General features: G+C 64.6%; 19 protein-coding genes. 11 read left to right on the forward strand and 8 right to left on the reverse strand.

What is annotated here, in order from left to right; genetic code table 11:
• Window positions 1–84: 84 nt before the first annotated feature.
• A complete protein-coding gene (locus tag ABE456_RS08580; protein WP_346643505.1) occupies window positions 85–1,290 on the forward strand; it encodes an MFS transporter in 1,206 nt (401 codons plus the stop codon).
• On the opposite strand, the gene ABE456_RS08585 is transcribed toward ABE456_RS08580, so the two are convergent.
• The 5 genes from ABE456_RS08585 to ABE456_RS08605 all read right to left on the reverse strand — a co-directional run bounded on the left by ABE456_RS08585 (window position 1,278) and on the right by ABE456_RS08605 (window position 5,261).
• Entirely contained in the window at window positions 1,278–1,961 is a 684-nt protein-coding gene (locus ABE456_RS08585) for an OmpW family outer membrane protein (protein ID WP_346643506.1), read from the reverse strand. The genes ABE456_RS08580 and ABE456_RS08585 overlap by 13 nt on opposite strands.
• A 109-nt stretch (window positions 1,962–2,070) precedes the next feature.
• Window positions 2,071–2,583, reverse strand: a complete 513-nt coding sequence (locus tag ABE456_RS08590) for a DUF3299 domain-containing protein (RefSeq protein ID WP_346643532.1) — start codon at window positions 2,581–2,583, stop codon at window positions 2,071–2,073.
• Window positions 2,584–2,709: 126 nt separating this feature from the next.
• On the reverse strand, window positions 2,710–3,975 hold the full coding sequence (locus ABE456_RS08595; RefSeq protein WP_346643507.1) for an ABC transporter permease: 1,266 nt from the start codon (window positions 3,973–3,975) through the stop codon (window positions 2,710–2,712).
• Window positions 3,975–4,685, reverse strand: a complete 711-nt coding sequence (locus tag ABE456_RS08600; RefSeq protein WP_346643508.1) for an ABC transporter ATP-binding protein — start codon at window positions 4,683–4,685, stop codon at window positions 3,975–3,977. The genes ABE456_RS08595 and ABE456_RS08600 overlap by 1 nt, the downstream gene beginning before the upstream one ends.
• The gene (locus ABE456_RS08605; protein WP_346643509.1) at window positions 4,686–5,261 is read right to left on the reverse strand and encodes a DUF2796 domain-containing protein; all 576 of its coding nucleotides are present in this window, start codon (window positions 5,259–5,261) and stop codon (window positions 4,686–4,688) included.
• 129 nt (window positions 5,262–5,390) lie between these two features.
• On the opposite strand from ABE456_RS08605, the gene ABE456_RS08610 reads away from it, so the two are divergent.
• The gene (locus ABE456_RS08610) at window positions 5,391–5,735 is read left to right on the forward strand and encodes a hypothetical protein (protein ID WP_346643510.1); all 345 of its coding nucleotides are present in this window, start codon (window positions 5,391–5,393) and stop codon (window positions 5,733–5,735) included.
• A 41-nt stretch (window positions 5,736–5,776) separates the two neighbouring features.
• On the opposite strand, the gene trxA is transcribed toward ABE456_RS08610, so the two are convergent.
• From trxA to ABE456_RS08625, 3 genes are read right to left on the reverse strand one after another with little or no spacing between them, the layout of a single operon-like run.
• Window positions 5,777–6,649: a thioredoxin gene (gene trxA / locus ABE456_RS08615; protein ID WP_346643511.1), complete on the reverse strand. Its 873-nt coding sequence runs from the start codon at window positions 6,647–6,649 to the stop codon at window positions 5,777–5,779.
• Between the two features lie 31 nt (window positions 6,650–6,680).
• Entirely contained in the window at window positions 6,681–7,352 is a 672-nt protein-coding gene (locus ABE456_RS08620) for a 50S ribosomal protein L11 methyltransferase (protein ID WP_346643512.1), read from the reverse strand.
• Window positions 7,353–7,805 (reverse strand): YbaY family lipoprotein, encoded by a 453-nt coding sequence (locus tag ABE456_RS08625; protein WP_346643513.1) that lies wholly within the window; start codon window positions 7,803–7,805, stop codon window positions 7,353–7,355. It lies immediately after the preceding gene.
• 106 nt (window positions 7,806–7,911) lie between these two features.
• Here ABE456_RS08625 and nrdR point away from each other — a divergent pair, with 106 nt between their 5' ends.
• From nrdR to ABE456_RS08670, 9 genes are all read left to right on the forward strand, one after another.
• Window positions 7,912–8,376 (forward strand): transcriptional regulator NrdR, encoded by a 465-nt coding sequence (nrdR, locus tag ABE456_RS08630; RefSeq protein ID WP_009685710.1) that lies wholly within the window; start codon window positions 7,912–7,914, stop codon window positions 8,374–8,376.
• 2 nt (window positions 8,377–8,378) lie between these two features.
• Window positions 8,379–9,509 (forward strand): bifunctional diaminohydroxyphosphoribosylaminopyrimidine deaminase/5-amino-6-(5-phosphoribosylamino)uracil reductase RibD, encoded by a 1,131-nt coding sequence (ribD, locus tag ABE456_RS08635; protein ID WP_346643514.1) that lies wholly within the window; start codon window positions 8,379–8,381, stop codon window positions 9,507–9,509.
• Window positions 9,510–9,551: 42 nt separating this feature from the next.
• Window positions 9,552–10,217: a riboflavin synthase gene (locus ABE456_RS08640; RefSeq protein WP_003255399.1), complete on the forward strand. Its 666-nt coding sequence runs from the start codon at window positions 9,552–9,554 to the stop codon at window positions 10,215–10,217.
• Window positions 10,218–10,235: 18 nt separating this feature from the next.
• Window positions 10,236–11,327 carry a bifunctional 3,4-dihydroxy-2-butanone-4-phosphate synthase/GTP cyclohydrolase II gene (ribBA, locus tag ABE456_RS08645; protein WP_016484697.1) on the forward strand — a complete coding sequence of 364 codons (1,092 nt, stop codon included), beginning with the start codon at window positions 10,236–10,238 and terminating at the stop codon, window positions 11,325–11,327.
• A 91-nt stretch (window positions 11,328–11,418) separates the two neighbouring features.
• Window positions 11,419–11,895: a 6,7-dimethyl-8-ribityllumazine synthase gene (gene ribE, locus ABE456_RS08650; protein WP_003255395.1), complete on the forward strand. Its 477-nt coding sequence runs from the start codon at window positions 11,419–11,421 to the stop codon at window positions 11,893–11,895.
• Window positions 11,892–12,392, forward strand: a complete 501-nt coding sequence (gene nusB / locus ABE456_RS08655; protein ID WP_346643515.1) for a transcription antitermination factor NusB — start codon at window positions 11,892–11,894, stop codon at window positions 12,390–12,392. Before ribE ends, nusB begins: the two co-directional genes overlap by 4 nt.
• An 18-nt stretch (window positions 12,393–12,410) precedes the next feature.
• Window positions 12,411–13,379 (forward strand): thiamine-phosphate kinase, encoded by a 969-nt coding sequence (gene thiL / locus ABE456_RS08660; RefSeq protein WP_346643516.1) that lies wholly within the window; start codon window positions 12,411–12,413, stop codon window positions 13,377–13,379.
• A complete protein-coding gene (locus ABE456_RS08665; protein ID WP_003255391.1) occupies window positions 13,376–13,879 on the forward strand; it encodes a phosphatidylglycerophosphatase A in 504 nt (167 codons plus the stop codon). The genes thiL and ABE456_RS08665 overlap by 4 nt, the downstream gene beginning before the upstream one ends.
• 16 nt (window positions 13,880–13,895) lie before the next feature.
• Window positions 13,896–14,639, forward strand: a complete 744-nt coding sequence (locus tag ABE456_RS08670) for a transporter substrate-binding domain-containing protein (RefSeq protein ID WP_346643517.1) — start codon at window positions 13,896–13,898, stop codon at window positions 14,637–14,639.
• Window positions 14,640–14,681 lie beyond the last annotated feature (42 nt).

The following is a 14,681-nucleotide window of genomic DNA, read 5'->3' on the forward strand; positions in this document are numbered from 1 at the left end:
TTGTCTGGTTGCAGATTAAAACCACATTTGCTAAATATCCAGCATCTGGTTTCAATTCGAAACCAGATTGACGAGGCCATGCCGATGAGCCCTGCGCTGACACGCTGGATAACCCTGCTGCTTGCCACCACCAGCGCCATGGCCGTGGCGACGGTGTATTTCGCCCAGCCTTTGCTTGAATCGATGGCCGCCGAACTGGGTGTGGCGCAGCAGCAGATCGGTTGGGTGGTTGGTGCAACCCAGGTGGGATACGCCCTGGGGCTGCTGCTGATCGTACCGCTGGGGGACATGATCGACCGCAAACGCCTGTTGCTTGGCCAGTTGCTGGTCTCGGCCCTGGCGCTGGTCAGCGTCGGCATGGCGCCCAACTGGGCCATGTTGCTGCTGGCGCTGCTGATCACCGGGCTGATGGCGGTCATGGTGCAGGTGATGGTGGCGTATGCCGCGAGCCTTGCCGCACCCGGCCAGCAAGGGCAAGCCGTAGGCGCCGTCACCAGTGGTGTGGTGCTGGGGATTCTATCGGCGCGGCTGGTTTCGGGCGGGCTTGCCGACCTGGCGGGTTGGCGCAGTGTGTACCTGGTTGCAGCGGGGGGCCTGATGCTACTGGCCCTGGTGTTGTGGCGCTGCTTGCCCACGGCCCAGCCAGCGAAGCAGAGGTCTGGCTACCGGGCGCTGATCGTGGCCCAGTTCAGCCTGTACCGGCACGACAGGTTGTTGCGCCAGCGTGGAGTATTCGGCGTGTTGATCTTTGCGGCGTTCAGCGTGCTGTGGAGTGCAATGGTCATGCCCCTGAGCGCTGCGCCATTGGCGCTGAGCCATACCGAGATAGGCCTGTTTGGCTTGGCAGGTGTCGCAGGCACGATGGCGGCAGCCCGTGCCGGTTGCTTGGCCGACCAAGGGCGTGGGGAGCGCACCACCGGGCTGGCGCTGGCCCTGCTGACACTGTCGTGGCTGCCCACGGCATTGGTCGGGCATTCACTGATGGCTTTCGGGGTGGGGGTGCTGATGCTGGATTTTGCCGTGCAGGCGGTGCATGTCACCAACCAGAGCCTGTTGCTGGCCGGGCGGGGGGCAATGGCCAGCCGCTTGATCGGTGCCTACATGTGCTGCTATTCGCTGGGTGGCGGCCTGGGGGCGGTGCTGGCGGGCTGGGTATTTGCCCATTGGGGCTGGGCGGCGGTGTGTGGGCTGGGGATGGCCTTCAGCACGGTCGCGCTGGGCTACTGGCTATGGCTGCAACGCGAGAGGGCGGCCGAAGCCGCCCTGCAATGCTCAGGTCAGAACTTGTAGCCAAGGCCGACCATGTACACCCATGGGTCGACGTCGACGTCGACCTTGGTCTTGCTGTAGCCCAGTGCGGTCGGGCCGTTGACGCTGGCTTTGGTATCGATGTCGATGTACCAGACCGAGGCGTTGACCAGCAGGTTTTCGGTGAGCATGTAGTCCATGCCCAGTTGGCCGGCGAAGCCGACCGAGTCCTGCAGCTTCAGGTTGCTGAAGCCCTGCTGTTTACGGGTGCTGCTGAGGTCTTCATCGAAGAACAGGGTGTAGTTGATGCCAACGCCGGCATATGGCTGGAACTTGGAGGTTGGCTCCATCGGGTAGTACTGCAGCGACAGGGTCGGTGGCAGTTGCTTGATGTCGGCCAGCTTGCCGTCCAGGCCGCCGCCCAGGCCTTTTACGCCGACAGTGTGCTTGAACGGGGTGGCAGCCAGCAGCTCCAGGCCGACGTGGTCGGTGAGCATGTAGGCGAAGGTCAGGCCCAGTTGGGTGTCGCTGTCCAGGGTCGCTTTGGTGCCCGAGACCTTGCTGCCGTCGAATTTCAGGTCGCCGCTGCTTTCGTTGGGAGCAACGGTAATGGCACCGGCTCGGACGATGACATCACCCGCCTGGTGGGCGTGGGCGACAGGGGCGGCGAGGGTCAGGGCCGCGAGGGCGGCACCGAGCAAGGACTTGTTCATGGAAGCTCCCAAAGGACGTGAGTAATCGAGTAGTCCAATGGTACGGATGCGTTTAAACAGAAAGTTTGACCCAGCTCAAAGAAGCGTCGTCACGAATTCGAAACAGTTCTCATCTCAGCTCATAAGCGTATATTTTCTCGGCTTCCATCTGGTATCCGGCATCGGCCAGTTCGCTGCTGGAGGCTCTAACCTGCAGCTTTCCCTCGATCCAGTAGGGCTGGTAGAGGTCTTCGACGCGAACGCCCATTTCGCTGAAAATATGCACGATCTGGTTCGACGGCGGTGGCGGCACATGGATGCATGCGCCGTAGTAGGGGACCAGCAGGAATTCGGTGGTGCGGCCTTCTTCGCTGACCTCCAGCGGCACGATGTAGCCGGGCAGTTTGATCTGCTGGCCATCGAGGCTTTTTACCACTGGCGCGTCGGGGGCCTGCTGGCGCGCGGCTGGTGCGGACTCGGCAGACAGGGCATTGCTGAGCTGCGACATGTCGTGCAGGGGGGCGAGCTGTGGCGGGATGACCGGGGCGCCCTCGGGGATGAGGGCGGGCCAGTCCAGTTCCTTGGGTTCCGAGGCCCATAGAGGCATCGGTATCAACAGCAGCAGGGCCAGCAGCAAGTGCAGTGCTGGCCTCTTCGCGGGTGAACCCGCTCCCACAGGGCCTATACAAGGCCTGAGGCCTGTGGAGAACCCTGTGGGAGCGGGCGAGCCCGCGAAGAAGGCAGTGAGGTACTGGATCATTACTGGTTCTCAGAGGTGTATGGCCAGGCCGTCGGCCAGCGACTGCCGATAGGCCCGCCACGCCGGTACGCTACCCATCAGCAACGCAGCCCCCAGGATAATAGCCAGCAAGGTCCACTCATGGGCGCTTGGCAGGGCCAGGGGCAAATACAAACCATAGTTGGCCTGCACATACCCTTGTGCCACGGCGATACCCGCATACAGCAAGCCAAGCCCGGCCACGATCCCGGCCGCAGCCAGCGACAGTGCTTCCAGCACCAGCAACCCCGCGATGTGCCACGGCCTGGCCCCTACCGAGCGCAATATCGCCATCTCCCGGCGGCGCTCGTTGAGGCTGGTGAGAATCGCCGTGAGCATGCCGATCAAACCGGTCAGCACCACGAACAGCGACACCACGAACAACGCCTGTTCCGCAGTGCCCATCAGGCTCCACAGCTCTTGCAGGGCCACCCCAGGCAGGATCGCCAGCAATGGCTCGCTGCGGTATTCGTTGATTTCCCGTTGCAGGCTGAAGGTCGCGATCTTGCTGTTCAGGCCCAGCATGAACGCGGTGATGGCGGCAGGTTGCAGGTCCATCGTGCGCGCCTGCTCGGCGCTGATGCGCCCGGCGCCACGCGCTGGCACTCCGTTGTGCCAGTCGATATGGATCGCCTCCATGCCGCCCAGGCTGATATGCAGGGTGCGGTCGACCGGCGTGCCGGTGCGCTTGAGCACACCGACCACGGTAAACGGTTTGTCGTCATGCTTGACCAGGCTGATCGCGGCGACGCCGTGGGCCAGCACCAGCTTGTCGCCCAGCTTGTAGTGCAGTGCCTCGGCTACTTCGGCACCGAGCACCACTTCGAACGGGTCGTTGGCAAACTCACGCCCTTGGCTCAGTGCCAGATGCTGGCGGCGGCCGTACTGGTAATGGCTGAAGTATTCAGCCGTGGTGCCCATCACTCTGTAGCCGCGATGCGAGTCGCCCAGCGAGATAGGGATCGCCCACTTTACCCGCGGGTCTTTGGCGTAGTGCTCATAGCTGTCCCAGCGGATGTTGTTGGTGGCGTTACCGATGCGGAACACTGAATACAGCAGCAGGTTCACCGAGCCGGAGCGGGCGCCGACGATCAGGTCGGTACCGCTGATGGTGCTGGCAAAGCTGGCGCGGGCCTCGGTGCGAACCCGCTCCACCGCCAGCAGCAGGCACACCGACAGGGCGATGGCAAAAGCGGTGAGAAACGCAGTGAAACGGCGGTTGGCCAGGCTGGCCAGGGCAAGGCGGAGCAGGTACATCAGGCCTCCCGGGGCTTGGCAGCGCGGTTGAGTTCAGCCAGCGACAGGTGGCGGTCGAACAGCGGCGCCAGGCTCTGGTCGTGGCTGACGAACAGCAGGCTGGCGCCAGCGGCGCGGCATTCATCGAACAGCAGGCGGATGAATGCTTCGCGGGTATCGGCGTCCAGCGCCGAGGTCGGCTCGTCGGCGATCACCAGCTCGGGCTGGCCGATCAGCGCCCGAGCGGCTGCGACCCGTTGCTGCTGGCCGATCGACAGGCTGTCGGCGCGGCGGGCGAGCAGGGCGGGGTCGTCCAGGCCCAGGTGGGCCAGCAGCGTGCTGGCCGCCTGGTCGACACTGCCATGGCGCTGTTCGGCGCGGGCCTTGCGGCTGCGCGAGAAGCGGCACGGCAGCTCAACGTTTTCGCGCACTGAAAGGAACGGCAACAGGTTGAACTGCTGGAAGATGTAACCGGTGTGGTCGACCCGGAAGCGGTCACGGGCACCCTGGCCGAGGCTGCCGAGATCCTGGCCGAGCAGCTGGATGCGGCCCTGGCCCGGTACATTCACCCCGCCCAGCAGGCCCAGCAAGGTGGTCTTGCCACTGCCGCTGGGGCCTTTCAGGAACAGGGCCTCGCCGGCGTCCAGGTGAAACGCCGGAATATCCAGTAGCGGAGTTTGACCTGGCCAGGCGAACACCAGGTCATGCAGTTCGATCAACGGCTGGCTCATTCAGAAGGTGACCGCTGCCTTGGCCGGCGTTGCTTCCACGCCTTTCTGGCCATTGGGGCCGATCAGTTGCACATTGATTTTCTGGGTGGCCGGGAAGGCTTTGAACAGCGGGGCGAGGTCGACCTGTGCCAGTTTGTCGGGGTTGGCGCAGGTCAGTTGGTAATGGGCGCCGATGTCGCTGTGCTGGTGGCCGTGCTCATGCTCGTCACCATCGTCGTCGGCTTTCGGCGCGTCACCGAACAGCGGGCTTTCCAGCGCCTGTTGGTCTTCCTTGCAGCCTGCGGCAGCAGGCAGGCCGAACAGTTGCAGCGGTTGTTCGAGTTGTTGGCGCACGGCGGCGACCTTGGCCTTGTCGGCATCGCTGCTGGCGGCATGCTCGAAGCCGACCAGGTTCATTGCCGGGCTATCCAGTTCCAGCTCCAGGGTGTTGCCATCGAGCACGGCGTTGAGCTTGGCCACGCCATGCTCATGCGCGCCGAGGGTGCCGTGGGCATGATCATGGTCATGTTCGTCGTGGGCATGGGCCACGGCCAGGGGCAGCAAGGCGAAGGGCAGGGCGAGCAGCAGGCGACGCATGGACGACTCCGGGGCGGGCTGGAAGAGTGAGTTATGTTATAACAACTTTTCTGCGCGCCGCCAGCTTGCGTGGTGCAGGTTTCATGTTGCGGTAGGATGAGTGCATTGACCTTGCTCAAGGAATGCACCGTGAGAATTCGTGGAAAGATTGGTGATTGGCCGGTGGACCTGACCATCGAGCTGGAGCCTGAGGAGTGGGCGCAGCTGGGGCGACAGACCGAGGTGCCGGTAGTGGCGCAGGGTACTGCTACGGCTACGGTGGCGGCGCCGCGTCAGGATGACGGGCAGTGGACTGCGGCGCGTGAGGTGTTGCGCCTGGCGGGGCAGATGAGCGGGCCGGAGTTGCTGGATCGGTTGGAAGGGTTGGCCGGGAGTACGGCGGCGGGCAAGCGGCTGCTGGTGCGCTTGCGGCACAGCAGTGAGGTGAAGGTGGAAAGTGGCGTGGATGCGCCGGTTTATCACTGGGTGGGGTGAAGGTTTCAGAATTTTGGGGCCGCAAAGCGGCCCCGGCATTCTCAGAACATCGCCGCCGACAGCTTGCGACGGTAAACGCCAACCAGCGGGTGGTCGCCACCCAGCAGCTCGAACACCTGCAGCATCGCCTTCTGCGGCAGCCCGTTCTCATAGCCACGATTACGCTGGAACAGCTTCAACAACCCCTCCAGCGCGGCCTCATACTGCTGGCGCGCCAGTTGCTGAATGCACAGCTGATAAGCCGCCTCGTCATCCTGCGGGTTCTGCGCCAGGCGGCTCTTCAGGTCGGCGACTTCCGGCAGGCTGGCAGCCTGGCGCAGGAAGGTCAGCTGGGCCTTGGCACCCGCCAGGGCAGCCTTGTGCTCGTCGGTCTTGACCGCATCCAGCACCACCTGGGCCTCACCCAGCTCACCGCGTTCAGCCAGGCAACGGGCATACAGGATCAGCGCCTCGGCATTGCTGTTGTCCTCACCCAGCAGCGCTTGCAACAGCGCCTCGGCTTCGGCAAAACGGCTTTCGGCAAACAGCGCCTTGGCCTGCTCCAGCGGCGAAGCAACGGGGGCGGCAGGCAGCTGCACGTGGGGTTCGAGCATGGCGCGGATTGCCGATTCCGGCTGCGCACCGGCAAAGCCGTCCACCGGCTGGCCGTCTTTGAACAGCACCACGGTCGGCAGGCTGCGGATGCCGAACTGCGCTACCACTTGCTGCTCGACGTCGCAGTTGATCTTGGCCAGCAGCAACTCGCCCTGGTAACCCTCGGCGATTTTCGCCAGCAGCGGCATCAGTGCCTTGCATGGCGCGCACCACTCGGCCCAGAAATCCACCAGCACCGGTTTGTGAAAGGAGTTCTCGATCACCAGTTGCTGGAAGGTGGCATCGGTGGCGTCGAAAATGTAAGGCGTGTCTTGGCTCATTGCGACTCTCGCAAACTCGTGAATAACAGCACTATAAGGTGTCGCGGCTGGCGTGGTACAGGCTGACCCGGCGGAATTCGTGCGGTTCGGCCAGGTCCGGCAATGTCAGCGCTTCGAGTACGCCCAACTGTTGGTACAGCGGGTGGCTGAAGTCGCGTACCCGCGAGTCGGCTACCAGGGCCTGGCGACCGCGGCCGAGGAAAGCGTCCAGCAGTGGCAGGTTGGCACGGTCATACAGCACATCGGCAACCAGGATCAGGTCGAAGCGGTCGTCCTCGGCGAAGAAGTCGCTGCTGTAGCTCAGCTCCACCCCGTTCAGCGCAGCATTCGCGCGGCAGGCATCGAGGGCCAGCGGGTCGAGGTCGCAGGCCACCACTTCCAGTGCTCCGGCGCGCGCAGCGGCAATGCCGGCGATGCCGGAGCCAGCGCCAAAGTCCAGCACGCGCTTGCCGGCCACCCATTCCGGGTGCTCGGCCAGGTAGCGGGCCATGGCCAGGCCACTGGCCCAGCAGAAGCTCCAGTAGGGCGGCTCTTCAAGAATGCGCCGGGTTTCTTCGCTGCTGAAGGCGCGGTCCATGTTCTGCTCGTCGATCAGCCACAGCTTCAAGTCGCAGCCGGGCAGCTCGCTGACGATCAGCCGCGCTTCGCCGATCAGGCCGCTGAGGGCCTGTTGCAGGGGCTGTTGCAGGGAAAGTGGCGCCACTTACGGCGCCTTCTCAAAACGCAACGGGCCGGTGGCCTGGGTTTGGGCCTGGGTAATGCGCACCGGCGGCAGGTGCATGATCAGCTGGCCGGAACTGCTTGCGCGGCCACGCAGCTCGACCCGCGCGCCGGCCGGGAAGGCCTCGGGGTTGAAACGCAGGTGGTAGGGCAGGGCCTGGCCGGTGCCGGTCAGGTTGCTGCTGGCCAGCAGGCGTTGCGGGCGGTCGCGTTCGTCGATGACCAGCAAGGCCAGCTCCACGTCGGCCCCGGCCGGGATTTCCAGCAAGGTGCCGCTCAGTTCGCGCTGGTAGGCCGGCAGCGGGCCGAGTACCTCCGCCGGCTTGGCCGAGCGGGCTGGCGTGGGCGCCGGGAGGTTGTCGGTCTTCGGTCTGTCGCTGCCGCAGGCAGCGAGCAGGGCGGCGCAGCACAGCACGACGAGCGCTCGGTAGTGCATGGGGTAGTCCTTCGCGGGCAGAATTCCCATGGATGTTAACCCCTTTGGCTTGTCTTGCCAGTGCAATGCGCTACCATGGCCCTCCCTTTTTTTGTTGCCTGCCACCATGCACTGTCCCTTTTGCGGTGCCAACGACACCAAGGTCATCGACTCTCGCCTCGTCGCCGAGGGCGAGCAGGTGCGCCGCCGCCGCGAATGTGTGGCCTGTGGCGAGCGCTTCACCACCTTCGAAACTGCCGAGCTGGTGCTGCCCCGGCTGATCAAGCAGGACGGCACGCGCCAGCCCTTCGACGAAGACAAACTGCGCGCCGGCATGCAGCGGGCACTGGAAAAGCGCCCGGTCAGCGTTGAACGCCTGGAAGCGGCGCTGGCGCACATCAAGAGCCGCCTGCGTGCCACCGGTGAGCGCGAAGTCAAATCGCTGGTGGTGGGTGAAATGGTCATGGCCGAGCTGCGCAAGCTCGATGAAGTGGCCTATATCCGTTTTGCCTCGGTCTACCGGCGCTTCCAGGACCTCGACGAGTTCCGCGAAGAAATCGACCGCCTGGCCCGCGAGCCAGCTAAAGAGTGAACATGCCCAGCCAAGCCGCCATCCTTGACGCCCACTACATGGCCCGCGCGCTGGAGCTGGCGCGCAAGGGCCTGTACACCACCCACCCGAACCCGCGCGTAGGCTGCGTGATCGTGCGCGATGGCGAGGTGGTCGGCGAAGGCTGGCACGTGCGCGCTGGCGAGCCGCATGCAGAGGTGCATGCCCTGCGCCAGGCCGGTGAGCGCGCCCGTGGCGCCTGTGCCTACGTTACCCTGGAGCCGTGCAGCCACCATGGACGCACGCCGCCTTGCGCCGAAGCGCTGGTAAAGGCTGGGGTGGCACGAGTAGTGGCGGCCATGCAGGACCCTAACCCGCAAGTGGCAGGGCAGGGCCTGCGGCGCCTGGCCGAGGCCGGCATCGAGGTGGCCAGCGGCGTGCTCGAAGCCGAGGCCCGTGCCCTCAACCCGGGCTTCCTCAAACGCATGGAGCACGGTCTACCGTTCGTCCGCGCCAAGCTGGCCATGAGCCTGGACGGCCGTACCGCCATGGCCAGTGGCGAAAGCCAGTGGATCACCGGCCCGGCTGCCCGCTCGGCAGTGCAGCGCCTGCGTGCCCGTTCCAGTGCGGTGCTGACCAGTGCCGCCAGCGTGCTGGCCGACAACGCGCGCATGACCGTGCGCGGTGCCGAGCTGGGCCTGGATGCCGAAACCACCAGCCTGGCACTCAGCCGCACGCCATTGCGGGTGCTGGTAGATGGCCGCCTGCGCCTGCCGTTGGATGCAGCGTTCTTCCAGGCCGGCCCGGCGCTGGTGGTAACCGCTGTCGCAGATGACCCGCGCTATGCCGCTGCCGGCCACGAGTTGCTCAGCCTGCCGGGCGACAATGGCCAGGTCGACCTGCCGGCGTTGCTACAGGCCCTGGCGGCTCGTGGCGTCAACGAAATCCTGCTGGAAGCCGGTGCTGGCCTGGTCGGTGCCTTTGCCCGGCAAGGCCTGGTCGACGAGTACCAGCTGTTCGTCGCCGGCACCTTCCTCGGCTCCCACGCCCGCCCGCTACTGGACTGGCCGCTGGATAAAATGAGCGAAGCGCCGCGGCTGAAAATTACCGAAATGCGCGCAGTGGGCGATGACTGGCGGGTCACAGCCATCCCCCTGCCGGCGCCCGGCGTATAATGCCGGGCTTGCCCCGCGCAAACCGTTTTTGAGGAAGACCCCATGTTCACCGGCATCATCGAATCCATCGGCACCATCCGCAGCCTGACCCCCAAGGGTGGCGACGTGCGCGTCTACGTCGAAACCGGCAAGCTCGACCTGGGTGACGTCAAGCTCGGCGACAGCATCGCCGTCAACGGCGTGTGCCTGACCGCCGTGGAGCTGCCGGGCGACGGCTTCTGGGCCGACGTCAGCGTCGAAACCCTCAAGCGCACTGCCTTCATCGACCTCAAGAGTGGCAGCAAGGTCAACCTGGAAAAGGCCCTGACCCCTACCACCCGCCTGGGCGGTCACCTGGTCAGCGGCCACGTCGACGGAGTCGGCGAAATCATCTCGCGCAGCGATAACGCCCGCGCCATCCAGTTCCGCGTGCGTGCACCGAAGGAACTGGCCAAGTACATCGCCCACAAGGGTTCGATCACCGTCGACGGCACCAGCCTGACGGTCAATGAGGTCAATGGCGCTGAGTTCGAGCTGACCATTGTCCCGCACACCCTGTCCGAAACCATCATGGCCGACTACCGTGCAGGGCGTCGGGTAAACCTTGAGGTCGACTTGCTGGCCCGTTACCTGGAGCGTTTGCTGCTGGGTGACAAGGCTGCCGAACCGAGCAAGGGCAGTGGCATTACCGAAAGCTTCCTGGCCGCCAACGGCTTCTTGAAATCCTGATTGAGAAGGGGGTGCCGCGTGGCGCTCAACAGCATCGAAGAACTGGTCGAAGACATCCGCCAGGGCAAAATGGTCATCCTCATGGATGACGAAGACCGCGAGAACGAAGGCGATATCATCATGGCAGCCGAATGCTGCCTGCCTGAGCACATCAACTTCATGGCCAAGCACGCTCGTGGCCTGATCTGCATGCCGATGACCCGCGAGCGTTGCGAAACGCTGAAGTTGCCACTGATGGCGCCGCGCAACGGCTCGGGCTTCGGCACCAAGTTCACCGTGTCGATCGAAGCCGCCGAAGGCGTCACCACCGGCATTTCTGCCGCTGACCGCGCACGCACCGTGCAGGCCGCTGCCGCCAAGGATGCCAAAGCCGAAGACATCGTCAGCCCTGGCCATATCTTCCCGCTGATGGCCCAGCCCGGCGGTACCCTGGCCCGCGCCGGCCACACCGAAGCCGCCTGCGACCTGGCGCGCATGGCCGGTTTCGAGCCAAGCGGCGTGATCTGCGAAGTGATGAACGACGACGGCACCATGTCGCGCCGTGCCGAACTGGAAGTGTTCGCCGCCGAGCACGGCCTGAAGATCGGCACCATCGCCGACCTGATCCACTACCGCATGATCCACGAGCGCACCGTGCAGCGCGTGTCCGAGCAGCCGGTAGAAAGCGAACTGGGTGAGTTCAACCTGGTTACCTACCGCGATGCAGTGGAAGGCGACGTGCACATGGCCCTGACCCTGGGCAAGATCTGCGCCGAAGAGCCGACCTTGGTGCGTGTACACAACATGGACCCGCTGCGCGACCTGCTGCTGGTCAAGCAACCGGGCCGCTGGAGCCTGCGCGCGGCCATGGCCGCCGTGGCCGAGGCCGGCAGCGGCGTGGTATTGCTGCTGGGCCACCCGCTGGACGGCGACGTGCTGCTGGCACACATCCGCGAAAGCGCGGGCGATGCACCGGCCAAGGCACCGACCACCTACAGCACCGTGGGTGCCGGTTCGCAGATCCTGCGCGACCTCGGTGTGCGCAAGATGCGCCTGATGAGTTCGCCGATGAAGTTCAACGCGATATCCGGATTCGATCTGGAAGTTGTAGAATACGTGCCCTCCGAGTGACTTGAGGCGGCAATGACGCCCTCTGCTCGAGTCCAGACCCCTGTCGAGGCCGCTTGTATGCGGCCTCGCTCTTGAAGATGAGAATATCGGAATGACCCTGAAGACCATCGAAGGTACCTTCATCGCCCCCAAAGGTCGCTATGCTTTGGTGGTTGGCCGCTTCAACAGCTTCGTTGTCGAAAGCCTGGTAAGCGGTGCCGTTGACGCCCTGGTACGCCACGGTGTCAGCGAAAGCGACATCACCATCATCCGTGCCCCGGGTGCATTCGAAATCCCGCTGGTGGCACAGAAGGTCGCCCAGCAAGGCGCCTACGACGCGATCATTGCCCTGGGCGCCGTGATCCGTGGTGGTACCCCGCACTTCGAATACGTGGCGGGCGAATGCACCAAGGGCCTGGCCCAGGTGTCCATGGAGTTCGGTGTTCCGGTGGCCTTCGGCGTACTGACCGTCGACTCCATCGAGCAAGCCATCGAACGTTCCGGCACCAAGGCCGGCAACAAAGGTGCTGAAGCTGCCCTGTCCGCTCTGGAAATGGTCAGCCTGCTGGCGCAGTTGGAGGCCAAGTGATTAGCGACGAAAGCGATCGTTTCAACCCGCGCGATCCAAAACCTGCGGATGCCGGCAAGCCGTCGAAGAGCGCCAAGCGCCGCGAAGCCCGCAAGCTCGCGACCCAGGCCCTCTACCAGTGGCACATGGCCCAGCATTCGCTGAACGAGATCGAAGCGCAGTTCCGGGTCGATAACGATTTCACCGATGTCGACGGCGCCTATTTCCGCGAGATCCTGCACGGGGTCCCGGCGATCAAGAGCGAAATCGACAAGGCGCTGGTGCCTTGCATGGCTATCGCACTGGAAGAGCTCGACCCGGTCGAGCTGGCCGTGCTGCGTCTGTCCACCTGGGAGCTGATCAAACGCGTCGACGTACCGTACCGCGTAGTGATCAACGAAGGCGTGGAACTGGCCAAGGTCTTCGGTGCCACCGACGGCCACAAGTTCGTCAATGGCGTGCTGGACAAGCTCGCCCCGGCCCTGCGTGAAGCAGAAGTCAAGGCGAACAAGCGCTGATTCCGGCGCTGCCTGCCCATGGGTGAGTTCGAGCTGATCAACCATTACTTCGCCGCCGCGCCTTGTGCGCAGGGCGGCGAGGGCGTGGCCCTGGGTATCGGCGACGACTGCGCCCTGCTGGATCTTCCCCCCGGCGAGCAACTGGCGGTGTCGACCGACACCCTGGTCGCCGGGGTGCATTTCCCCACTGTTTGCGATCCGCTGCTGCTTGGCCAGCGTTCGTTGGCCGTGGCGGCCAGTGACCTGGCAGCCATGGGCGCAACCGCCATCGGCTTTACCCTCGCCCTGACCCTGCCTGACGTTGGCCCTGACTGGCTCGCGGCCTATGCCGACGGCCTCAGCCGCATGGCCCACCGTTGCCGTATGAGCCTGATTGGTGGCGACACCACGCGGGGGCCGCTGAGCATTACTGTTACGGTGTTCGGCCGCGTGCCGGCTGGCCAGGCGCTGCGCCGCAGTGGTGCACGGCCAGGCGACCTGCTGTGTGTTGGCGGTTCGCTGGGCAAGGCCGCCGGTGCCTTGCCGCTGGTGCTGGGTGAGCGCGAAGCGCCTGCTGCGCAGGCCGAGCCGCTGCTGGCCCATTACTGGTCGCCAATGCCGCAGCTCACCCTCGGTGCGCTGCTGCGTGGCCGGGCTACAGCGGCGCTGGATATTTCCGATGGCCTGCTCGCCGACTGTGGGCATATCGCCAAGGCGTCCGGCGTGGCGCTGGAGGTGAACCTGGCGCAGGTGCCAGTGTCTCCTGCTCTAGAGACCTTCCTCGGCCGCGAAGCGGCGCTGCAGGCGGCACTTACCGGTGGCGACGATTACGTGCTGGCCTTCACCCTGCCGCCCGAGGCGCTGGCGCCCCTGGCAGACTTCGGCTTCATCGAAGTGCATACCATCGGTCGCGTGCTCGAAGGGCAGGGTGTGACCTTGCGCGACGCGCACGGCCAGGACATCACCCCCGTTCAGCGGGGCTATCAACACTTTAGGGAGACACCGTGACCGATCACCCCAACCAGGTGCCTGCGGAGTTTGTTCCGCCTTCGGTCTGGCGCAACCCGTGGCACTTCATCGCGTTTGGCTTCGGTTCCGGCACCTTGCCAAAGGCCCCGGGGACCTGGGGCTCGCTGGTGGCCATCCCGTTCATCCCGCTGTGGCAGATGCTGCCCGACTGGGGCTACTGGCTGCTGCTCGGTGTGAGCATGCTGTTTGGCTTCTGGCTGTGCGGCAAAGTCGCCAATGACTTGCGCGTGCACGACCATGAAGGCATTGTCTGGGACGAGATTGTCGGCATGTGGATCACCCTCTGGCTGGTGCCGGAAGGCTGGCAGTGGCTGCTGGCGGGGTTCCTGATGTTCCGCTTCTTCGACATCCTCAAGCCGTGGCCGATCCGCTGGATCGACCGCCATGTGCATGGGGGCGTCGGCATCATGCTCGACGATATCCTGGCAGGCGTGTTTGCCTGGCTGGGCATGCAGGTTCTGGTGTGGGCGGTTGCCTGAAACAGGGAGCGCGTGAATGGCCATAAGGACTGTGCTGCTGGCAATGCTGCTGAGTGTTGCCCCGTGGGTGTCGGCTGCCGAAGGCGTGCCAAAGCAGATCCACCTGGTCAGCGAGGAGTGGCTCGACTACACCAATGCCGACGGTACCGGGGTGGCCTGGGACGTACTGCGCAAGGTGTTCGAGCCGGCCGGGGTCAAGGTGGTTACCCAGAGCGCGCCTTACAGCCGTGCGGTCGGGCTGGTCAAGCGGGGCGAGGCCGACGCCTGGGTTGGCTCGTACAAGGAAGAGAACGACGACAACCTGTACCCGCGCTGGCATTTCGATATGGACCATATCTACGCCCTGGGGCTTACCAGCAAGCCTGTGCCTACCCTGGAGACCGTGGGCAAGTACCGCCTGGCCTGGGTGCGTGGCTATGACTACGGCAGCTACCTGCCCAATGTGCATCAGTTCCGTGAAATCCAGCGTCGTGAAGGCATCCTGCCAATGCTTGAGCATGACCGTGTGGATTTCTACATCGATGCGTTGACCGAGGTCGACTACGTACTTGGCCAGGCTTCCCAGCCCGAACGCTTCCGCCGCACCCATGTGGCCGAGCTGCCGCTGTACCTGGCCTTCGCCCGCAATGACCAGGCCAAGGCCCTGCGCGACCTGTTCGACAAGCGCATGGCCGAGATGGTGCGCAGTGGCGAGCTGAAGCCGATTTTCGAGCATTGGCAGCAGCCGTATCCGTTCAGTCCGGATAGCAAACCGCAGTGAGGCCGGGCCGGGCCTGGTTAGCTTAAGCATCGAACTTTTCGA

This window comes from Pseudomonas sp. TWI929, from assembly GCF_039673335.1.
Lineage (GTDB): Bacteria > Pseudomonadota > Gammaproteobacteria > Pseudomonadales > Pseudomonadaceae > Aquipseudomonas.